Origin of the sequence: Rhodococcus xishaensis, from assembly GCF_004011825.1 — a bacterium.
Lineage (GTDB): Bacteria > Actinomycetota > Actinomycetes > Mycobacteriales > Mycobacteriaceae > Prescottella > Prescottella xishaensis.
Genome location: NZ_RKLO01000002.1, coordinates 242,366 through 264,115, shown reverse-complemented (window position 1 = coordinate 264,115; position 21,750 = coordinate 242,366). Strand labels below are relative to the sequence as shown.

Sequence of the window (21,750 nt, the reverse complement as noted above, 5' to 3'; positions counted from 1 at the left end):
GGGATGAGCCTGTCCTCCGCGCAGACTCGGGCTTGCACCGCCAAAGCCACGTAGAGTTTTTGCCTATGCCAGACACCACCGAGCCCGCCTCCCAACCCGTACCACTGCTGGTTCCGGCCGACGGGGTGCCACCGGTGATAGAGAGCGGCGCCGGCGTCCGTGACGCCGCCGAGCAACTGAAGGCGGGCAGCGGTCCGCTTGCCGTCGACGCCGAGCGGGCATCGGGTTTTCGCTATTCGTCCCGTGCCTACCTCGTGCAGCTGCGACGGGCAGGCGCTGGGACGTTCTTGCTCGACCCGATCCCGACGGCTGCGGATCTGGCGCCACTACGGGAGACGATCAACGACCTCGAGTGGATCCTGCACTCGGCCGATCAGGATCTGCCGTGCCTGGCCGAGCTGGGGCTCGAACCGGCGAAGCTGTTCGACACCGAGTTGGCCGGCAGACTCGCAGGCTTCGAGCGCGTCGGACTGGCGGCAATCGTCGAACGCACCCTCGGGCTGGAACTGCGTAAAGGGCACGGCGCCGCCGATTGGTCTACGCGCCCGCTCCCGGAAGCGTGGCTCAACTATGCCGCGCTCGACGTCGAAGTTCTCCTCGAACTACGCGCCGCCATGGCGAAAGAGCTTGCAGCGCAGGGAAAAATCGAATGGGCAGCGGAGGAGTTCGAGCACGTCCGCCAGACCGGACCCCCGCAGCCCAAACCCGATCGGTGGCGCCGAACTTCACAGATCCACAGCCTCAAGAGCCCCCGCCAGCTTGCCGCAGTCCGTGAAATGTGGACGACTCGCGACGAGATCGCCCGCAAGCGCGACATCTCCCCAAGCCGCATTCTGCCGGACTCGGCGATCGTGGCCGCCGCCAGTGCCGACCCGAACAGCCTAGAAGCGCTCAGGGCACTGCCGGTGTTCGGCGGACCACGTCAGCGCCGAACGTCTCGGCTTTGGCTAGCGGCGCTCGAGCGCGCCCGCGCGCTTCCCGTCGACGGACTTCCACCGGTCAATCAACCGTTCACCGGTCCGCCACCGGCCAGCCGCTGGGCAAAGCGCAACCCCGACGCCGCGGCCCGACTCGGCACGGCCAAGGCCGAAATCGCGAGCCTGAGCGAGCGCGTCCACGTGCCCGTCGAGAATCTCCTCAGCCCGGAACTGGTGCGGCGCGTGTGTTGGGACCCCCCGGCCACCGAGCGAGATACGACCGCAGTCATCGACGAGATCCTCACCGCGGCAGGCGCGCGCCCGTGGCAACGCAAGCTGACCGTGCCGATCCTCGCCGGGGCCGTCCGGACACAACCCTGAACAGCGGAAACCATCCAACTGTCGCGCCATATGTTACTGGTCGGTAGTTAGCGCTAGAGTGGTGCGTGCCGGGTCATCGCACCCGCAGTGACCACATCATTGTCGCCAGGAGGAATCCAGCGTGGCTGCTTCCGCTAGTCAAAGAAACGTCGTCTTCGTCGACGGCATCCGTACGCCGTTCGGCAAGGCCGGACCGAAGGGCATTTATGCCGAGACCCGCGCCGACGACCTGGTCGTCAAGTCCATCCGAGAGCTGCTGCGCCGCAATCCCCAGCTCGATCCCGCGAAGATCGACGAGGTCGCGATCGCTGCCACCACCCAGACCGGAGACCAGGGTCTGACGATCGGCCGCACTTCCGGGATCCTTGCGGGGCTGCCCGAGACGGTGCCCGGTTTCGCGATCGACCGCATGTGTGCCGGCGCCATGACCGCCGTGACGACCACCGCGTCCGGCATCGGCTTCGGTCAGTACGACGTCGCGATCGCCGGCGGCGTCGAGCACATGGGCCGGCACCCCATGGGTCAGGGTGCCGATCCGAACCCGCGCTTCCTTGCCGACCGCCTGGTCGACCAGAGCGCACTCGTGATGGGCAACACCGCCGAGAACCTGCATGACCGGTTCCCGTCGATCACCAAGGAGCGCACCGACGCCTACGCCGTAGCGTCGCAAAACAAGTTCGAGGCCGCCAAGAAGGCTGGGTGGATCGGCGACACCCTGGTACCGGTCGCGACCCGCTCCGAGGCGGGCTGGGGTCTGGCCACCGAAGACGAGCCGCCGCGCCCCGGCACCACGGTCGAGGACCTCGCCAAGCTCAAGACCCCGTTCCGTCCGGCAGGCCGGATCACCGCCGGTAACGCTGCCGGGCTCAACGACGGCGCTACCGCGTGCCTCCTCGCCGGCGAGGACACCGCCACCGAACTGGGCCTGCCGGTCGGCATGCGAATGGTCGGCTTCGCCTTCCAGGGCGTCGACCCCGCCGTCATGGGCATCGGCCCGGTGCCCGCCACTGAGAAGCTGCTGGCCCGCACCGGCCTGAAGATCGAGGACATCGGACTGTTCGAGATCAACGAGGCGTTCGCGGTGCAGGTGCTCGCCTTCCTCGAGCACTTCGGGATCGCCGACGACGACCCACGTGTCAACCAGTGGGGTGGAGCGATCGCCTGCGGCCATCCGCTCGCGTCCTCCGGCGTGCGTTTGATGACGCAACTCTCGCGTCAGTTCGCACAGAACCCCGACGTCCGCTACGGCCTCACCACGATGTGCATCGGCCTCGGTATGGGCGGCACCGTCATCTGGGAGAACCCCAACCACAAGGACTATGCAGCCTATGAAGCGGGAGCCAAGTAAATGACCGACATCGCAAACGCTTTCGCCGACGAGGTCGTCACCAACGCCTACACCAAGCTGGTCTCCGTTCCCGGCATCGACGGCCCGGTCGCACTGATCACCCTCGACAACGGCTTCGATCACACCAAGCCGAGTTCCTTCGGCCCGCGCGGTCTGCTGGCCCTCGACAAGGCGCTCGACGAGGCGTTCGACGCCAAGCCGAGCGCGATCGCCGTCACCGGCAAGCCGTTCATCTTCGCCGCAGGCGCCGACCTCAAGGGCGTTCCGAGTATCACCGCGCGGGAGCAGGGCCTCGAGCTCGGCCGTCTCGGCCACCGCGTGTTCCGCCGCCTGCGCGAGTCCACCGTGCCGACCTTCGCGTTCGTGAATGGTGTGGCACTCGGCGGCGGACTCGAGGTGGGCCTGCACTGCCACTACCGCACCTTCGCGGACAACGTCGGCGCCCTCGGCCTCCCCGAGGCGATGCTCGGCCTGGTGCCCGGCTGGGGCGGAACACAGTTGCTGCCCAACCTGATCGGGCCGTCCAACGCCGTCACGATGGCGGTCGAGAACCCGCTCAACAACGGCAAGGTCATCAACTCGAAGAAGGCACTCGAGTTCGGCATCGCCGATGTCGTGCTCGGCTCGGCAGACTTCATCGAGCAGTCCCTGGCATGGACCGCGAAGGTGCTCGCCGGTGAGGTCACCCCCGCCCGCCCGGAGATCGACCGCGGCCAGGCGTGGGACGATGCCATCGCACGCGCCAAGGCGATCGTCGAGGGCAAGACCAAGAACAACGCACCCGGTGCGGTTCGCACGGTCGAGCTGCTGGAGCTCGCCCGCACCACCGACATCTCCGACGCGAAGTCGCTGGATGCCGGTTTCGCCGCCGAGGACGAGGCGCTCGCCGACCTGCTGATGACCGACGCGCTGCGCGCCGGGCTGTACGCATTCGACCTGGTGAACCGTCGGGCCAAGCGTCCCGCCGGCGCACCGGACAAGTCGCTGGCCCGCAAGATCTCCGGCGTCGGCATCGTCGGCGCGGGCCTGATGGCGAGCCAGCTGGCGATGCTGTTCGTCAAGCAGCTCAAGGTGCCGGTGATCCTCACCGACATCGACCAGGAGCGCATCGACAAGGGTGTCGGCTACGTCCATGACGAGATCGACAAGCTCCTCGCCAAGGGCCGCCTGTCCCCGGACGGCGCGAACCGCCTCAAGGCACTTGTCACCGGCTCGCTCGACAAGGCCGCGTTCGCAAAGACCGACTTCGTGATCGAGGCCGTCTTCGAGAACATGGACGTCAAGAAGAAGGTCTTCGCCGAGCTCGAGGAGCACATCTCTCCCGAGACCGTCCTGGCCACGAACACCTCGTCGCTGTCGATCACCGAGATGGCCGCGGACCTCGAGCACCCCGAACGGGTCGTGGGCTTCCACTTCTTCAACCCCGTCGCGGTGCTCCCGCTACTCGAGGTCATCAAGGGCGAACAGACCGACGACGAAACTCTCGCAACGGCATTCGCCACAGCGAAGGCACTGAAGAAGTCGGCCGTACTGTGCGCCGACCTGCCCGGGTTCGTGTTCAACCGCTTGCTCACTCGCGCACTCGGTGAGGTCATGAACGCCGTCGACGAGGGCACCCCGTTCGACGTCGCCGACAACGCGATCACCGAACTCGGCATGCCGATGACGCCGCTCGCGTTGCTCGCTCTCGTCGGCCCCGCGGTCGCGCTGCACACCGGCGAGACCCTCCACGCCGCCTACCCGGAGCGGTTCAAGCCGTCGCCGGGACTCCAGGCCATCGTCGAGGCCCGGAAGACGGGCGTGTGGACCTGGACCGACCAGGGTCAGGTCATCGACCCCGAGGTCGCGGCGCTGTGGCAGCAGGGCGACAAGCCGTCGACGGCCGAAGAGGTGCTCGAGCGCACCCGGCGCGCATTCGCCGAGGAGATCCGGATCATGCTCGACGAGGGCGTGGTCGCCGCTCCCGAAGACATCGATCTGTGCCTGATCCTGGGTGGCGGCTTCGGCTTCTGGAACGGCGGCATCACGCCGTACCTGGACCGCACCGGTACTTCGGCTGCCGTGAACGGCACCCCGTTCCTGGCCGAGGGCGTCGCGAGCGTCTGACACAACTCAAGAAACGGTCTGACTCGACCCAAGGAAGGGTCAGGCTCGACCCAAAAAAGGGGCGCACTCCCGTTCCGGGAGTGCGCCCCTTTCGGCATCCAAACGGGCGAATCGCAGCTGGTGGGACCCCGGATCGTCGGAGACGTTGCGAACCGCCACACACCCAAAAGTTTTAGGGTACGAACGAACTAATCCGGCGTAGCGTGCAATCTGGACACTTCTCCTGACGGGAGGCACGCAAATGTCTAATCTTGACACTGCCGGCCAGCCCCCGGCCGCTCACGCGGCCGTCGGGCTGGCCGTTCTCTTTTCTTCGGCAGCGGCGCTGGGCGGTTTCCTCTTCGGGTACGACACCGCAGTCATCAACGGCGCCGTAGGCGCGATCCGCGACCGGTACGACATCGGCGCCGCCGCGACCGGATTGACGGTGTCGCTGACGCTGCTCGGTTGCGCAGTCGGCGCATGGATCGCCGGCGGCATCGCCGACCGGCTCGGCCGCATCAGGGTGATGCAGATCGCGGCCGTGCTGTTCACCGTGGGAGCGTTCGGCTCCGCATTTCCCTTCGGAATCATCGACCTGACGCTGTGGCGAATCTTGGGCGGAGTTGCCGTCGGATTCGCCTCGGTGATTGCGCCGGCGTATATCGCGGAGATCGCACCTGCAGCGATACGCGGGCGACTCGGGTCGATGTACCAGCTGGCAATCGTGCTCGGCATCGCGATCTCTCAGCTGACGAACTACGCAGTCTCGGCGACGGTCGGCGGTGCGCGGGGAGAACTGCTCGGCGTCGAGGCCTGGCAGTGGATGCTCGCGATCGAAGCCGTGCCGGCCCTGCTCTATCTCGTCATGACCCTGACCATCCCGGAGTCACCCCGGCACCTCGTGCGGTGCGGGCGCGAGGATGCCGCCCGCCAGATCATCGCGGAGCTCGAGGGAGGCAACGACGAGGTCGTGGCACGCCGAATGGAGGAGATCTACGAATCCTTCGGCGCTGAGCACACCCACATCGGTGAGCGGGAACTGTTCACCAAGTCGTTCGGCGTCACGGCGCTCGTCTGGGTGGGCATCACGCTGGCCGCGCTGCAACAGTTCGTCGGCATCAACGTGATCTTCTATTACTCGAACACGCTGTGGCAGGCGGTCGGGTTCGGTGAGGATCGCTCGCTGCTCATCAGCGTCGTCAGCGCCCTGGTCAACATCCTCGGCACCTTCGTCGCCATCGCGGCAATCGACCGGATCGGACGCAAACCGCTGCTGCTGATCGGCTCGGTCGGCATGGCGGTCTCCCTCGCCACCGCAGCCGTCAGTTTCAGTTCGGCAACCGTCACCACGAACGACATCGGGGAGTCCGTGGCGACCCTGTCCACTGCCAACGGCACCGTCGCACTGATCGCCGCGAACACCTTCGTCTTCTTCTTCGCACTGTCTTGGGGCCCAGTCGTGTGGGTCCTCATCAGCGAGATGTTCCCCAACCGGGCTCGCGCCGCGGCGGTCGGAGTCGCGACCGCGTCGAACTGGATAGCGAATTTCGTTGTGTCGGTATCATTTCCGTCGCTGGCAGACTGGAACCTGTCGATCACCTACGCCGGCTACGCCGCAATGGCACTGCTCTCCATCGTCATCGTCCGAAAATTCGTCACCGAAACGCGAGGTCGCACCCTCGAGCAGGCCGGCTGATCTCGAGCGCCGGGCTCGCATCTGTCCGATTCCAGGATCCGCGCGTTACGGATCCGTTCGTAGCGCGCGAATCGCCTGTTGGGCACCGTAACCCGTCGAGCACCGGGTCTCGCGCGTGCATCAGTTGACGCTTCGGCACTACCCGGCCGACACTGGTGATGGATCCTCGCGACGCTGGACCGTGCGGCACCCGGCGTCGCCGGACGTGTCCGTATCGGTGTGCCGCCCGACGACGGTGCCGCGTCGTCCCCCGGGGCCACTCGAGAATCGGCCCACCGCCGCGGCCGGAGGAATCGATGTGAGTGTCGACCCGAAACAGGCCCGCCTCTGGATCGTCGGTGGCGGCATCGCCGGAATGGCCGCCGCTGCCTTCGCAATCCGGGATGCCGGAGTCCCCGGCGAGAACATACACATCCTGGAGGAACTCGACATCGAAGGCGGCTCGCTCGACGGTACCCGCTCCCCCGCCGTCACCGACGGCTGGGTCAGCCGTGGCGGACGCATCCTCGAGGAAGAGACCTATCAGTGCACCTGGAACCTGTTCGAGTCGATTCCGGCGCTCGAGAACCCCGACATCAGCGTCCGCCAGGAGATTGTCGACTTCAGCACAAAGGTCAAGACGAACGAGAAGGCCCGCCTGATCGACGCGCGGCACAACATCATCGACGCATCGAAGCTCGGCCTGGACAATCGGGACCGGCTCGAGATGGTGCGCCTGCTGAGCGTTCCCGAACGCGCTCTCGGGGCGCGACGGATCGACGAGATGTTCGGTGGCCACTTCTTCACGACAAACTTCTGGCACATGTGGCGCACCACCTTCGCGTTCCAGGAGTGGCACTCGGCCGCCGAACTGCGGCGCTACTTCCTGCGCTTCGTCCAGGAGTTCCCGCGGATCCACACACTCTCCGGGGCCCGCCGGACCGTTTACAACCAGTACGACTCGATGGTCGTCCCGCTGCAACGCTGGATGTGGGCGCGTGGCGTCGACGTTCGTTTCGCGACGCGCGTGCTCGATGTCGATTTCACGCAGACCGGACAGCTGCGCCGAGCGACCAGGCTGCACATCGAGGACGCGAACGGAAGATCCACCATCGAACTCGGCGAGAACGACTTCGCGTTCCTCGGGCTCGGTTCCATCACCTCGGACACCACGTACGGCGGCAACGACGATGTGCCCGCCCTCGTCCGCGACCGGGTCGACCACGGCTGGTCGTTGTGGGAGGAGATCGCAAAGAAGGCAACGGATTTCGGTCGACCCAACACCTTCTACGGCAACATCGACGAGAACAAGTGGGAATCGTTCACACTGACGATGCGTGGCGATGCGCTCCTGCGCCGCATCGCCGAGTACACCGGAAACCAACCGGGCACAGGCGGGTTGACCACGTGGTTCGAATCGGGGTGGACCCTGTCTGCCGTCGTTGCCCACCAACCGCATTTCCCCGAGCAGCCCAAGGGCATCTACACGCTGTGGGGATGCGGCTTCGACATTGACAACGAAGGCGACTACGTGCGGAAGAAGATGTCCGAGGCCACCGGGAAGGAGATCCTCACCGAACTCATCCACCAGTACGGCTTCGAGGACTTGCTCGACGAGGTGCTCGCCACCACCGACGTCACGACTGTGATGATGCCCTACGCGTCGGCGCTGCTGAGCCGACGCGTCCCAGAGGACCGCCCGAAGGTGATCCCGGACGGCGCCGAAAACTTCGCGTTCCTCGGTCAGTTCACCAATCTGCCCGAGGACGTCGCGTTCACCATCGAATACTCGGTGCGCGGAGCGATGCTCGCCGTCTACACCTTGTTCGACGTGACTGCACCTATTCCGCCGATCTACCACGGCTTGCTCGACCCGAAGGTCGGCGTCAAGGCGCTCGAAGCGGCGTTTCGCTAGGGGCGGCTACCCGATGCTCGGGTTGGACCCGTCGACCTTGTCCAAACCGCCACCGGTCTCGACGCGGTCCAGCCCGACCACCCACCCGGTTACCTGCCGGGTGATGTCTTGGGCAGTGAGGCCGAGTTCGCGGTGCACCTCTTGGCGCGTCGCGTGATCGAGGAACTGCTGCGGCACGCCTAGATCCCGACACGGAGTGTCCACACCAGCTGCGCGAAGTGCCGCCGACACCGTCGACCCGATCCCGCCGTGCAGACCGTTGTCCTCGATCGTGACGACCATCCTGAAGTTCTCTGCGAGCTTGACCACCGACTCGGGCACCGGCAGCACCCAGCGCGGATCGATCACCGCGGCCGTGATGCCATGCTGGCTCAACCGCTCTGCCGTCTCGAGCGCGATGCCCGCGAAGGAACCGACCGCGACGAACAGGACATCACCACGGTCACCCTCAGGCATCTGCAACACGTCCACGACGCCGTCGAGGCGCCGAGCCGCCGGGACGTCCTCGCCGATCGCGCCCTTGGGGAACCGGATCACCGTCGGGCCGTCGTCAACCGCGAGGGCCTCCTGCAGCTCTTCGCGCAGCGTCGCGGCATCACGCGGAGCCGCGACCCGGATGCCCGGGATGATGCCCAGGAGCGACAGATCCCACACGCCGTTGTGGCTCGCGCCGTCCTGTCCGGTGACGCCGGATCGGTCCAGCACGATCGTGACGGGCTGCTTCACCAGTGCGACGTCCATGAGCAGCTGATCGAAGGCACGGTTGAGGAACGTCGAGTAGATGGCGACCACCGGATGCATCCCGCCGAGGGCGAGACCCGCGGCCGACGTGACCGCATGCTGCTCGGCGATGCCGACGTCGAACATCCGTTCCGGGAAACGCTCCCTGAAAGCGGCAAGACCGGTGGGGCCGGGCATCGCGGCGGTGATCGCAACGATGTCGTCCCGTTGCTCGGCCTGCTCGATCAGTTCCATGGAGAACACCGAAGTCCAGTCGGGTGCGGACGCACCGCGAGACTTGCCGGTGAGCGGATCCATGACACCAGTCGCGTGCATCTGGTCGGCGACGTGGTTCTCGGCGGGGGCATACCCCATGCCCTTGCGGGTGACGGCATGCACGATCACCGGACCACCGAAGGCCTTCGCACGGCGCAGTGCCGACTCCATGGCGGCCTCGTCGTGCCCGTCGACCGGACCCAGGTACTTGATACCGAGATCGGTGAACATCACCTGGGGGCTGACTGCGTCCTTGAGACCGGCCTTCATCGCGTGCAACAGCTGATAGGCGGCCTGTCCGACCAACGGCGTCTCCTTGACCATGCGCCGGCCACCCTCGAGCATGCGTTCGTAACCGGGTTGCAGGCGCAGCGAGGCCAGATGGTCGGCGAGACCCCCAATCGTCGGCGCATACGAACGGCCGTTGTCGTTGACGACGATGACGACCGACCGACCCTTGCCGGCAGCTATGTTGTTGAGAGCCTCCCAGCACATGCCGCCGGTCAGAGCGCCGTCACCCACGACCGCGACGACGTGACGGTGGCGCTGCTCGGACAACTCGAACGCCTTGGCCATCCCGTCCGCGTACGACAGCGCAGCGGACGCGTGTGACGATTCGACCCAGTCGTGCTCACTCTCGGCGCGCGAAGGGTAACCGGAAAGCCCGCCCTGCTTGCGGAGCGAGTCGAACTCGTCTTTGCGGCCGGTGAGGATCTTGTGAACGTAGGCCTGGTGGCCGGTGTCGAAGATGATCGGGTCGGACGGCGAATCGAACACGCGGTGCAACGCCAGAGTCAACTCGACCACACCGAGGTTGGGGCCGAGGTGGCCACCGGTGGCGGACACCTTGTGGACGAGGAACTCGCGGATCTCCGCAGCGAGCTCCTTCATCTGCGTGGCATCGAGCCGACGCAGGTCGTCAGGCGTCTGGATGCGGTCAAGGACACCCAACGAGATCGCTCCCTCCAGCAGGTTTACGGACTGTCACGCAACAGCCCGGCAAGTCTACGGAGCGACCGGATGCGACGCCCAACGGCATCGCAAGCGAGCGCCCCGAGGCACCCGATCGCACAACCCAGACTGTCGATCATCTTACTGTTGCTCGTGGGCGAGGTGGCCGACGAGTTCGTCACGTCGGTCCGCGGAAGGGGCGATCCTGAGCCGGACGACAGTAGTGTCAGCCGAGGGCGCCGAGGGCGCCTGCTAAAAGCGATTGCGCCGACCCCAACGATCCGACAGTCTGGGACGGCGATCGAGTTGCGACTTCATTCACACCAAATCACGGGGAGCCGATGAAACCTGACACCGCACTAGCGATCGAAACCACTGGACTGATCAAACGGTTCGGCTCGAACACCGCGGTCGCCGGTGTCGACCTCGCGATCCCATCGGGCGGTGTTTACGGCGTGCTGGGACCCAACGGCGCCGGAAAGACGACCACTATCCGGATGCTCGCGACGCTGCTACCGATCGACGGTGGAAGCGCACGCGTGCTCGGTCACGACGTCGCCCGCGAAGCCGAGACCGTGCGCAGCAAAGTGTCGCTCACCGGCCAGTTTGCATCGCTCGACGAAGATCTGACGGGCACCGAGAATCTGGTTCTGCTCGGCAGGCTCTACGGGTACTCACGCGCCGCGGCCCGGTCGCGGGCCGAGCAACTCCTCGACGCATTCGGTCTCGAGGATGCCGGGGTACGGCAGGTCAAGACCTACTCGGGCGGCATGCGGCGGCGCATCGACATCGCTGCGAGCATCATCGTGACCCCCGAGTTGATCTTCCTGGACGAGCCGACCACCGGCCTCGATCCCCGCAGCCGCAACCAGGTCTGGGAGATCGTCCGGGCGCTCGTCGCGGCCGGCACGACCGTGCTGCTCACCACCCAATACCTCGACGAGGCCGATCAGCTGGCGGATCGGATCGCGGTCATCGACCACGGCAAGGTCATAGCCGAGGGCACCACGGGAGAACTCAAGTCCTCCGTGGGCTCCGGCGCGCTTCACGTGCGGATTGCCGAGCCCTCACGCCGCCGCGATGCGGCTGTGGTCCTCGAGCGTGAACTGCGGGTCCCGGTGGTGCTCGAGTCCGACCCGGCGGCTCTGACCGTGCGTATCGACGACCGGCAACGGGTGGCCCGAGCCCTCGCCGCCCTCGACGACGAGAACCTCGCCGTCACGACGTTCGCCCTCGGGCAGCCGAGCCTCGACGAGGTGTTCCTCGCCCTCACCGGGCACGGCGCCGAATCACCCCCGGGCAGCGGACCGGGCACCGACACATTCGAGGAGGCCACATCGTGACCGACACCATCACCACCTCGCCACAGGCGGTGGGAAATGTCCTGCAGACGTCCGGTCCGCGCCCCGCACGCCCGAATGCGCTGTCGACATCGCTGTCGTTCGGTTGGCGGTCCCTGCTCAAGATCAAGCACGTTCCCGAGCAGCTGTTCGATGTCACCGCCTTTCCGATCATGTTCACGCTCATGTTCACGTACCTGTTCGGCGGGGCATTGGCAGGTTCGACCAGCGCCTACGTGCAGTTCCTCATCCCGGGCATCCTCGTACAGACGGTCGTCATGATCACGATGTACACCGGCCTGACGCTGAACAAGGACATCCAGAAGGGCGTGTTCGACCGCTTCCGGTCGCTGCCCATCTGGCGGCCGTCGCCTCTCGTCGGCGCGCTGTTCGGCGATATCGTGCGCTACACGATCGCGTCGGTGATCGTGCTCACCCTCGGCCTGATCATCGGCTTCCGCCCCGCAGGCGGAATCGTCGGGATCGTCGCCTCGGTTGTCCTGCTCCTGGTGTTCGCGTTCAGCCTGTCGTGGGTGTGGACGATGTTCGCGATGCTGATGCGCACCGAGCAGGCTGTCATGGGTGTATCGATGTTCATCCTGTTCCCGCTCACGTTCGCGAGCAACATCTTCGTAGACCCGTCGACCATGCCCGGCTGGTTGCGGGCCTTCGTCGATGCCAACCCGATCAGTCATCTCGTGACGGCACTGCGGGACCTGGCAGAAGGATCGTTCGAGTTCGGTCAGCTGACCGTGGTGCTCGTCTGGTGCGCCGGGTTCATCGTCGTCTTCGGACCCCTCACGATGCGGCTGTACAACCGCAAGACGTAGACCCTTCGGACGAAGAAGTGGCCCATGACCGTTGACCGGTCGTGGGCCACTGTTCGTCCCTGCTCGTGCGGCTAGACCTTGACGGCTTCGGTGACAGCCTCACTCCGCTCACCGACCTCGGCAGGCTTCTGCTCATCGAGCTCGGCAGGCTCCTGGTCACCCACCTCACCAGGCTTCTGGATGTCGATCGTCGTCCGCAGTGGCGCGTTCGGAATCAGGATCACGCAAACGAGCGTGATCACCGCGACCAGGCACGCGACCAGGAACAACCGGCCCGTCGCGTCGCCGTACGCAGTGCGGATGATCGTTGCGATCGGCGCGGGCAATGCGTTCAAGTCGAGATTGCCACCACCCGCCGCACCGGTGTCGATTCCGAGCCCGGCGAAGCCCTCAGCCGACAGCGTCGTGACGCGGGACGCGAGGATCGACCCCAGGACCGACACCCCGATCGCGCCGCCGAACGTCCGGAAGAAGGCGACCGAACTACTCGCCGCACCGATGTTCTTGACACTCACGGTGTTCTGCACGGCGAGCACCAGGTTCTGCATCAAGCAGCCGACTCCGACGCCGACAACTGCGATGTAGACGCCCACCAACTGCAAGCTGGTGGCGTGATCGATCGTGGAGAGCAGACCGAATCCGATCACGAGCAACGCCGCGCCGGCGACGATGAATGGCTTCCACCTTCCGAAGCGCGCGATCAGCCGACCCGAGCCGATCGAGGCGATCAGCATGCCCGCCACCATGGGAATGGTCAGGAACCCGGCGATGGTCGGGCTGTGACCTCGCGCAGTCTGGAAGTACTGGCCCAGGAAAGTCGTCGCACCGAACAAGCCGACACCGACAGCGACCGAGGCGATGATCGCCAGGCCGGTGGTCTTCTCGGTGACGATGTGCAGCGGGATGATCGGCGACTTCACCTTGGTCTCGACGATCACCATTGCGATCAGCAGGGCCACGCCGACCCCGACGTACAGGGCGGACTCCTTGGAGATGAAGTCGTAGTATCCGGGCTTGCCGGCGAACGACACCCAGATCAGCAGGACGCTGACGCCTGCGGCAAGCAACGTTGCGCCCCACCAGTCGATGGAGACGCCGTCCTTGCGTTCGGTCGGGATGCGCAGCGTGCGCTGCAGCAGGATGAGAGCGATCACGGCGAGTGGCAGGCACACGAAGAAGCACCAGCGCCAGCCGAGGGGGCTGTCGACGATCACGCCGCCGAGGAGCGGGCCACCCGACATCGACACCGCCATCGCGGCCCCGGTGTACCCGGCGTAGCGGCCGCGGTCACGTGGCGGGATGATGCTGCCGATGATCGCCACCACCAGCGCGGTCACACCGCCCATGCCGATGCCCTCGACGACGCGGCCCGCCAACAGGACCGGAACGTTGTGGGCGAAACCGGCAATGCCCGTCCCCACGACGAAGAGCACGATGGCGGTTTGGACCAGTACCTTCTTGTTGAACAGATCGGCGAGCTTGCCCCAGATCGGGGTCGACGCCGCGTTCGCGAGCAGCGCCGTGGTGATCACCCACGCATACTGCGTCTGGGTGCCCTTCAGGTCCCCGATGATCGTGGGCAGTGCCGTGGTGACAATCGTCGTGCTGAGCAGAGCGGTGAAGAGCGCCGCGATGAGACCCGCGAGAACCTCGAGGATCTGGCGATGGGTCATCGGCTCGTGGCCGCCGTCCGTCCTACTCCCCCCAACTGATGTCACCCCAACCGAGGCTGTCGCTGGTACTGGTGTCGTCATAGAAGTGTTCTCCCACACTGATCGGCTGCTAGTGGTGCGGATGCTGCTAGTGATACGGATTCGGGTCGGACCGTGAGCGAGTCGGTGAGTCGTTCGATGGTCGACAACGCCGCCACCACCTCTTCGTGACTCCATCCGGCGAGCAGTCTGCGCAGTCGCGCGGACCTGCGTTCCCTCGTGGTACGCAGAATCTCGTCCCCCTTCGCCGAGACCTGCACGCGGAACGCCCGCTTGTCGTAAGGGTCCGGGCGTCGCTCCACGAGGCCGGCGTCGACCAGTTCGGTCAACTGTCTGCTGAGTGCCGACTGGCTCACATGCAGAACCGATGCGAGTTCGTTCTGGCGACATGGACCATGTACGGACAACACGAACAGCACCCCGGCCAGCGCAGGGGCGATCAGATCGCCCTCACCACCCTTGATCGCGCATTTCAGTGATCGCCCGAAGAGGAAGATCGCGTCGACCAGTGCTTGAACCGGATCAGCTTGAACCGGATCGGCTTGCACGGGATCAGCCTGGACGCTCATCGGATACCCCGAATCGTCGAATTGATCTACGGGTTACTTGCAGATCGCAACTATATGCTTAGTTGCATACGTTAAGCAATGGCTTTTGGCGAGTGAACGGAACACCGGCGTTCACGACCAGGCGAATTGGGCTGATCCATGGCCTGGATGTGACCAGTACCACCTACAGCGTGCGCGAAACTCAGCGAGTGAGCAGAGCCAGGCTCTCGACGTGGTGGGTGAGTGGGAAGGCGTCGAACGCACGTACCTTTTCCAGCCGGAGGCCGTGCTCTCGGTAGAGGGCGATGTCCCGCGCGAAGGACGCCGGATCGCACCCGATGTGCACGATGCGTTCGGGGCCCGCCGCGGCGACGAGGGCTACGACTTCCTTGCCCGCACCCGAACGCGGCGGATCGAGGACGACCACCTCCGGTGCGGGTAGATCACGCAGCGCCCGCTCCGCGCGAACGGCGTGCAGATGCACCTGCGGTAGATCCGCCATGGCCGCCGATGCATCGGCCACGGCCTGCCGCGAGGACTCCACGGAATCGACCCGCCCCAGCGGGCCCACCTGATCGGCCAGGGCCGCCGCGAAGACCCCGACACCGCCGTACAGATCCCACACCCGGGCGCCGCTCGACGCCTCGGCCCACTCCCCGACCACCGACGAGTACGTCGACGCCGCGCCGCGGTGCGCCTGCCAGAAGCCGGTTGCCGACAACGACCATTCCCGCCCGCCGACGCGTTCGACAGCACGACCGGAACCGATCACCACTCGCTCGGCCCGAACCCCCGCGGACGCGGCCCGCCGGGCCGTAGCTCCGCGCCGGCCCGGGCTGCGGCGACCCGTACGCGACACCTTGGGCGGTGCGATCTCGACGACGTGCCGCTCCCCGAGCGTGTCCAGTACCACCTGCAACTCGGCACCCGGGTGCCACGACCGCTCTGCGAGCCCCGAGTAGGCGACCGGATCGACCTGCGGACACGCCAGACTGGTCTCGATGTCGAGGCTGCGGAAACGGTGGAAGCCGGGCCGCCCGTCGGCGTCGACGGCAAGTCGCACCCGAGTACGCCAACCCGTCCCGTCGGCGGTGCCGGGCAATTCCTCGACTTCGACGCCGACGTCCAACCCCGCTATGCGCCGAAGCTGCTCGGCGACAACGGCAGCCTTCATGCCCCGCTGTGCACCGAGAGTCGCGTGCGAGTAGTCGCAGCAGCCCGCACCGCCGGGACCGGAGATCGGGCACAGTGCCGCGACGCGATCCGGGGACGCCTCGAGGATCTCGACCGCGTCAGCGCGGCAGAACGATCCACCGCGATCCTCCGTGACCTGCGCGACCACAAGCTCGCCCGGCAGTCCGTGCCGCACGAACAGCACCCTGCCCTCATGGCGGGCGACGCAGAACCCGCCATGGCCAGGTTTGCCCAGTTCGACTTCGAGTCGACGTCCGGCCCAGTTCACGCTCACCTGCCGGTCTTGCCTTCCTCATCGAACCCACGTCGAATTGCGCCGGGCGCATGACCGGCTGCCTGGTCGGCGCTCTCGCGTTTGATCCTCTCCGACGAGGTCAGCTGCCAGGGCACACTTGTGACCATCACCCCGGGCTGGAACAACAGCCGGCTCTTCAGGCGCAGCGCGCTCTGGTTGTGCAGCAGCTGCTCCCACCAATGGCCGACAACGTACTCAGGGATGAACACTGTGACGACATCGCGAGGCGAATCGCGCCGCACCCGGCGCACGTAGTCGAGGATCGGTTTGGTGATCTCGCGGTACGGCGACTCGATCACCTTCAGCGGAACCGTGATGTCGGTCTCCTCCCACTGCCGGACCAGGGCACGGGTATCGGACTCGTCGACGTTGACTGTGATCGCCTCGAGAGTGTCCGGGCGCGTGGCCCGCGCGTAAGCAAGTGCCCGCATTGTCGGCGTGTGCAACTTCGAGACCAGCACGATCGAGTGTGTACGGCTCGGCAGAACGCCGTCCCACTCCTGCTCGTCGAGCTCGGCCGAAACCCCGTCGTAGTGACGACGGATCGACTTCATCAGAACGAAGATCGCAGTCATCGCGACGATCGCGATCCACGCCCCCGCCAGGAACTTGGTAAGCAGCACGATCACCAGCACCACGCCGGTCATCGCCAGACCCACCGAGTTGATCACACGCGAGCGCTTCATCCGGGTGCGCTGAGCGGGATCGGTCTCCGTCCTCAGGTGTCGGGTCCAGTGCCGAATCATGCCGGTCTGGCTCAACACGAACGAGACGAACACGCCGACGATGTAGAGCTGGATGAGCCTGGTGACCTCGGCCTCGAAGACGATGACGAACCCGATTGCCGCACCGGAGAGGAACAGGATGCCGTTGCTGAACGCCAGTCGGTCGCCGCGGGTGTGGAGCTGGCGTGGAAGATACCGGTTCTGCGCAAGAACGGATCCGAGCACCGGGAACCCGTTGAAGGCGGTGTTCGCCGCGAGCACCAGGATCAGCGCCGTCGCAGTCGTGATGAAGAAAAACCCGACCGGGAAGCCCGAAAAGACCGTCTCGGCGAGCTGCGCGATCAGTGTCTTCTGCTGGTAGCCCTCGGGTGCGCCGACAAGCTGATCCGCCGGGTCAGCGGCATACACGATGCCGATCTTCTCGGCCAGGATGATGATGCCCATCAGCAGCGTGATGGCAAAGGCGCCGAGCAGCGCCAATGTCGTGGCAGCGTTTCGCGCCTTCGGCTTCCGGAAAGCCGGCACACCGTTGCTGATCGCCTCGACGCCGGTCAGCGCTGCGCATCCGGACGAGAACGCCCGCGCAATGAGGAAGGCGAACGCGATGCCGTACAGGTGCGCATCTTCGGCCTGGAGGTCGAAAGCCGCCGACTCGGCCTGGACATCTTCACCGAAGACGTAGATCCGGACGAAACCCCACGCCAGCATGATCAGCATGCCGAAGATGAACGCGTACGTAGGAATCGCGAACGTCGTCCCCGACTCCCGGACGCCGCGCAGGTTGATCGCCGTCAGCACGGCGATCGCCGCGATCGCGAACAACACCTTGTGCTCGGCGACGAACGGCACCGCCGATCCGATGTTCGACGCCGCCGAGGAGATCGACACAGCGACCGTCAACACGTAGTCGACCATCAACGCGCTACCGACGACCAGACCTGCGTTGGGTCCGAGGTTGACCGTGGCGACCTCGTAGTCGCCGCCCCCAGATGGGTACGCGTGCACGTTCTGTCGATAGCTCGCGACCACAACCGCCATCAGAATCGCGACCGCCAGCCCGATCCACGGCGCGTAGACGTACGCGGTAATGCCCGCGATCGACAGCATCAGGAAGATCTCTTCCGGTGCGTACGCAACCGATGACATCGCGTCCGACGCGAAAACGGGCAGCGCGATCCGCTTGGGCAGGAGGGTGTGCCCGAGCTTGTCGGTCCGGAACGGCCGCCCCAGAATCAGCCGCTTCGTAGCGGTGGAAACCTTCGACACCGCCAAAGCGTATGCCGTCCATGCCCATGCGCGGCGTCAGGGCGGCGAACCGACGTATTTTTGGGTCGTGCTTAATCCTGTCTGCGCGCGCTGTACCGTTCGATTCGATACCGACGGCATTCTGTCGGTCCCCGAAGCGAGAAATGGAGAGGACGGGTGTACGTAGTCGTCATGGGATGCGGCCGGGTCGGCTCTTCCCTAGCTACCGCACTGAGCCGGATCGGCCACGAAGTGGCCGTGATCGACCGAGACCCGAGCGCGTTCCTTCGCCTGGGCCCGGACTTCCCTGGGCACACCGTGGTCGGGATGGGATTCGACCGCGCGGTACTGGTGCGTGCCGGAATCGAACGCGCGCAGGCATTCGCGGCCGTATCGTCGGGTGACAACTCGAACATCATCTCGGCGCGAGTCGCACGGGAGACGTTCGACGTCGAACGGGTGGTCGCCCGCATCTACGACGCCAAGCGCGCCGCCGTCTACGAGCGGCTCGGAATCCCGACAATCGCGACGGTGCCGTGGACCACCGACCGTTTCATGCTCGCCCTCCAACAGGACGACCAGATTTCGAAATGGCGCGATCCCTCGGGCACGGTCGTCGTCACCGAGCTGTCCTTGCACGAAGACTGGGTCGGTCGCCGCATCACCGAACTCGAGTCCGCGACATCGTCGCGTGTCTCGTTCATCATCCGATTCGGGACCGGGATCCTCCCCGACCGCAGGACCGTATTCCAGTCCCAGGACCAGGTGTACATCGCAGCGGTGGCCGGGACCGTCGCCGAGGCAGTCGCCCTCGCCGGAAGTCCTCCGCCGTCCGACGACTGACGTCCCAGAGGTCATGACACCCTTCTCGATCGACTACCCGATTGGATGCCTCCGATGAGAGTGGCCATCGCAGGAGCCGGCGCCGTGGGCCGCTCCATCGCCCGTGAACTCGTCCGCAGCGGTCACCACGTCATGCTGCTCGAACGCAACATCGAACACGTCGAATCCGACTCGATCCCCCAGGCAGAGTGGGTACACGCCGACGCGTGCGAGCTCAGCCTGCTCGAGGCTGCGAACCTCGAGACGTACGACGTCGTGATTGCCGCGACCGGCGACGACAAGGCCAACATCGTGCTGAGCCTGCTCGCGAAGACCGAGTTCGGTGTGGGCAGGGTCGTGGCGCGTGTCAACGATCCACGCAACGAATGGCTGTTCGACGAGTCCTGGGGTGTGGACGTTGCGGTGTCGACGCCGCGAATGCTTGCCTCGCTCGTCGAGGAGGCCGTCTCGGTGGGCGACCTGGTTCGGCTGATGACGTTCCGTCAGGGTCAGGCAAACCTCGTCGAGGTCACCCTGCCCGACGACACCCCTCTGGCCGGCAAGCCGGTTCGCAAACTCCGACTGCCCCGCGACGCGGCACTCGTCACCATCTTGCGTGGTGGACGTGTGATCACCCCGCAACCAGACGATCCGTTGGAGGGCGGTGATGAGTTGCTGTTCGTAGCCGCAGTCGATGTCGAGGACGACCTACGCGCCGCGATCAACATCTGAGTCGGTTCGACGGTCGGGAGCGGTTCCGCCCTCGCCCTGACCGCTCTCGTGGACGACGTCGTTCTCCTTGCCGGCTACTGCCGATCGCGCCGCCTCGAGGTCCTCGGGCTCCGGCGCTGGTTCTACTATCCGGTCCGCGCGTCGGACGGCCCAGATGGTTACAAGCAGAGCCAGACCGGTGAGGGGCCATCCCATGCCGATGCGTGCAACCGCGAGCCAACCGGTCTGGTCGGCCTCGTAGAGTTCGGACTGGACGAAGTAGCGCGCACCGAACACCACGGCCCAGGCGGCGGTCGCGACATCGTACGCACGCACTGCCGACGGGTGGGCGCGCCATGCATTGCCATGGCCGTTCAGGTATCCCCAGACAACACCGACCAGCGGTCGTCTCACGAGGATCGAGAGGACGAAGCCGCCCCCGTACACCAGGCTCGTGTAGATGCCGAACAGGAAGTAGCCCTTCGCATCACCGGTCTGATACGCGATGAATGCGCAGACGCCGACGCCGAGGAATCCGGAGACTGCGGGCTGGACGGGTCCGCGGCGGACGATGCGCCATACGAGGATTGCGGTCGCCACGCCCAGAGCAATCCAGATGGCCGCAACCAGGCCCCAGATGCTGTTCGCCGGAACGAATGCGACGATCGGCAATGTCGAGTAGACCAGCCCGCTCAGTCCTCCGAGCTGGTCCAGAATCGTCTGCTGCTTCGTTTCGGTCACGGGACGAGAGTGCCACATCCGGCGCGAGGGCGTCCCAACCGGGGACTGTGGACCAGTCAGGAATCCCCACGAAGCTCGTAGTAGGGATTGAAGATGACCTTCTGCCCGCCTCGGTCACCGACGCGACCGCGTACCAACAACTTCTTGCCCGGCTCGATCCCCGGGATACGTCGGCGACCGATCCACACCAGCGTCACCGGATCGGTGCCGTCGAAGAACTCGGCCTGCACCGTGGCGTTCGCCGCTTTCGGACAGGCTTCGACACTCCGCAAGCGGCCGAGCATCGTGACCTCTTCACCACGCGAGCAATCGCAGGCGCGTGTCGCGCCTGAGGCCTTCGCGGTTTCCACCATCTCTTCCGCGTCCAACTGCTCGAGATCTTCGGTGAGTCTGCGAGTCAGCCGACGAAAGTAACCTGCCGCGGCGGGTGCCATAGCGAGCTCCTGGACACGTGACGACGCAGGTCTTGCGCCGTACAACAAGGCTTTCGCGGGGCCCACTGGAGGCCCTGCACTGGTTCATCTGAATGTCACTGTAACCCTAAAGTGACCTGACAACCACAGCCTTGCGGAATCGGTCTAAACCGGACAGTGCAAGATCGACGCATGCAGCAACCCACATGGCCCGCGGTGGCCGTCGTCCTACCCGGAACCGGCTCCGATGCCGATTTCGCCGACCGCGCTTTCCGACACGCGTTGGCGGAGGTCGCGGTCGATACGGTAGCGGTCGAGCCGGACCCGCAGCGGGTCGTCGGGAGCTACCGCGCCGCGATGGATCGGGCCACCGAGATCCACGGGCGAATCGTTGTCGGTGGCGTCTCGATCGGTGCCGCCGTCGCGATCGAGTGGGCCGCCGCGAACCCGGACCGCGTCGCGGCGGTCCTAGCGGCCCTGCCCGCGTGGACCGGTTCGCCGGTCGGTGCCCCTGCAGCGGCGAGCGCTACCTTCACCGCCGCACAACTACGAATCCACGGCCTCGACGCCGTAACGGCCGAGATGACCGCCTCGAGTCCGCCGTGGCTGGCCGACGAACTGACTCGCTCATGGCGCGCGCAGTGGCCGTATCTGCCGTCGGCCCTCGAGGAGGCGGCCACATACCACGCTCCGGACGGTGCGGCGCTCGCCCGGGTCCGGGTCCCCGTCGGAATCGCGGCCGCGGTCGACGACGCCGTCCACCCCTTCACTGTGGCGAAGGAGTGGGCGTCCGTACTGCCCCGGGCAGAACTGTCGGAGCTGACGCTCGACGCGGTCGGCACCGATCCAGCCGCCCTCGGCAGGGCGTGCATCGCCGCAATCGAACGGATCGTGTGACGAGCC

17 protein-coding genes are annotated in these 21,750 nt (G+C 65.9%); 10 read left to right on the top strand and 7 right to left on the bottom strand.

Going from position 1 to position 21,750, the window contains the following annotated elements:
* Positions 1–65 precede the first annotated feature (65 nt).
* The 5 genes from EGT50_RS05650 (at position 66) to EGT50_RS05630 (ending at position 8,324) form a co-directional block, all read left to right on the top strand.
* The gene (locus EGT50_RS05650) at positions 66–1,298 is read left to right on the top strand and encodes an HRDC domain-containing protein (protein WP_127951612.1); all 1,233 of its coding nucleotides are present in this window, start codon (positions 66–68) and stop codon (positions 1,296–1,298) included.
* A gap of 121 nt (positions 1,299–1,419) precedes the next feature.
* On the top strand, positions 1,420–2,646 hold the full coding sequence (locus EGT50_RS05645) for a thiolase family protein (RefSeq protein WP_127951611.1): 1,227 nt from the start codon (positions 1,420–1,422) through the stop codon (positions 2,644–2,646).
* Positions 2,647–4,752: a 3-hydroxyacyl-CoA dehydrogenase NAD-binding domain-containing protein gene (locus tag EGT50_RS05640; RefSeq protein WP_127951610.1), complete on the top strand. Its 2,106-nt coding sequence runs from the start codon at positions 2,647–2,649 to the stop codon at positions 4,750–4,752.
* Positions 4,753–4,993: 241 nt separating this feature from the next.
* Positions 4,994–6,430, top strand: coding sequence for a sugar porter family MFS transporter (locus EGT50_RS05635; protein WP_127951609.1), 1,437 nt, complete (start codon positions 4,994–4,996; stop codon positions 6,428–6,430).
* A gap of 298 nt (positions 6,431–6,728) precedes the next feature.
* Positions 6,729–8,324, top strand: coding sequence for an oleate hydratase (locus tag EGT50_RS05630; protein WP_127951608.1), 1,596 nt, complete (start codon positions 6,729–6,731; stop codon positions 8,322–8,324).
* Between the two features lie 6 nt (positions 8,325–8,330).
* On the opposite strand, the gene dxs is transcribed toward EGT50_RS05630, so the two are convergent.
* Positions 8,331–10,271, bottom strand: coding sequence for a 1-deoxy-D-xylulose-5-phosphate synthase (gene dxs / locus EGT50_RS05625; protein WP_127951607.1), 1,941 nt, complete (start codon positions 10,269–10,271; stop codon positions 8,331–8,333).
* Between the two features lie 341 nt (positions 10,272–10,612).
* Here dxs and EGT50_RS05620 point away from each other — a divergent pair, with 341 nt between their 5' ends.
* Both EGT50_RS05620 and EGT50_RS05615 read left to right on the top strand, forming a co-directional pair.
* Complete coding sequence (locus tag EGT50_RS05620) at positions 10,613–11,614, top strand: ATP-binding cassette domain-containing protein (RefSeq protein ID WP_127951606.1); 1,002 nt, start codon at positions 10,613–10,615, stop codon at positions 11,612–11,614.
* Positions 11,611–12,441: an ABC transporter permease gene (locus EGT50_RS05615; protein ID WP_127951605.1), complete on the top strand. Its 831-nt coding sequence runs from the start codon at positions 11,611–11,613 to the stop codon at positions 12,439–12,441. The genes EGT50_RS05620 and EGT50_RS05615 overlap by 4 nt, the downstream gene beginning before the upstream one ends.
* A gap of 71 nt (positions 12,442–12,512) precedes the next feature.
* Here EGT50_RS05615 and EGT50_RS05610 read toward each other — a convergent pair whose 3' ends face one another.
* From EGT50_RS05610 to EGT50_RS05595, 4 genes are all read right to left on the bottom strand, one after another.
* Positions 12,513–14,114: an MDR family MFS transporter gene (locus EGT50_RS05610; RefSeq protein WP_127951604.1), complete on the bottom strand. Its 1,602-nt coding sequence runs from the start codon at positions 14,112–14,114 to the stop codon at positions 12,513–12,515.
* Between the two features lie 77 nt (positions 14,115–14,191).
* Positions 14,192–14,722 carry a MarR family winged helix-turn-helix transcriptional regulator gene (locus EGT50_RS05605; RefSeq protein WP_127951603.1) on the bottom strand — a complete coding sequence of 177 codons (531 nt, stop codon included), beginning with the start codon at positions 14,720–14,722 and terminating at the stop codon, positions 14,192–14,194.
* A 181-nt stretch (positions 14,723–14,903) separates the two neighbouring features.
* Positions 14,904–16,169 (bottom strand): class I SAM-dependent RNA methyltransferase, encoded by a 1,266-nt coding sequence (locus EGT50_RS05600; RefSeq protein WP_127951602.1) that lies wholly within the window; start codon positions 16,167–16,169, stop codon positions 14,904–14,906.
* Positions 16,166–18,181: an APC family permease gene (locus EGT50_RS05595; RefSeq protein ID WP_127951601.1), complete on the bottom strand. Its 2,016-nt coding sequence runs from the start codon at positions 18,179–18,181 to the stop codon at positions 16,166–16,168. Before EGT50_RS05595 ends, EGT50_RS05600 begins: the two co-directional genes overlap by 4 nt.
* 156 nt (positions 18,182–18,337) lie before the next feature.
* Between EGT50_RS05595 and EGT50_RS05590 the strand changes: the two genes are divergently transcribed.
* Both EGT50_RS05590 and EGT50_RS05585 read left to right on the top strand, forming a co-directional pair.
* Complete coding sequence (locus EGT50_RS05590; protein WP_127947086.1) at positions 18,338–19,003, top strand: potassium channel family protein; 666 nt, start codon at positions 18,338–18,340, stop codon at positions 19,001–19,003.
* A gap of 54 nt (positions 19,004–19,057) precedes the next feature.
* Complete coding sequence (locus tag EGT50_RS05585; RefSeq protein ID WP_127951600.1) at positions 19,058–19,714, top strand: potassium channel family protein; 657 nt, start codon at positions 19,058–19,060, stop codon at positions 19,712–19,714.
* Here the strand turns inward: EGT50_RS05585 and EGT50_RS05580 are convergent.
* Together EGT50_RS05580 and EGT50_RS05575 are read right to left on the bottom strand one after the other, a co-directional pair.
* Complete coding sequence (locus EGT50_RS05580) at positions 19,691–20,434, bottom strand: DUF3159 domain-containing protein (RefSeq protein ID WP_206615754.1); 744 nt, start codon at positions 20,432–20,434, stop codon at positions 19,691–19,693. The two genes, EGT50_RS05585 and EGT50_RS05580, sit on opposite strands and share 24 nt — an antisense overlap.
* Positions 20,435–20,490: 56 nt before the next feature.
* Positions 20,491–20,868, bottom strand: coding sequence for an OB-fold nucleic acid binding domain-containing protein (locus EGT50_RS05575; RefSeq protein ID WP_127951598.1), 378 nt, complete (start codon positions 20,866–20,868; stop codon positions 20,491–20,493).
* 171 nt (positions 20,869–21,039) lie between these two features.
* Between EGT50_RS05575 and EGT50_RS05570 the strand changes: the two genes are divergently transcribed.
* A complete protein-coding gene (locus EGT50_RS05570) occupies positions 21,040–21,744 on the top strand; it encodes an alpha/beta fold hydrolase (protein ID WP_127951597.1) in 705 nt (234 codons plus the stop codon).
* The last annotated feature ends 6 nt before the right edge of the window (positions 21,745–21,750 follow it).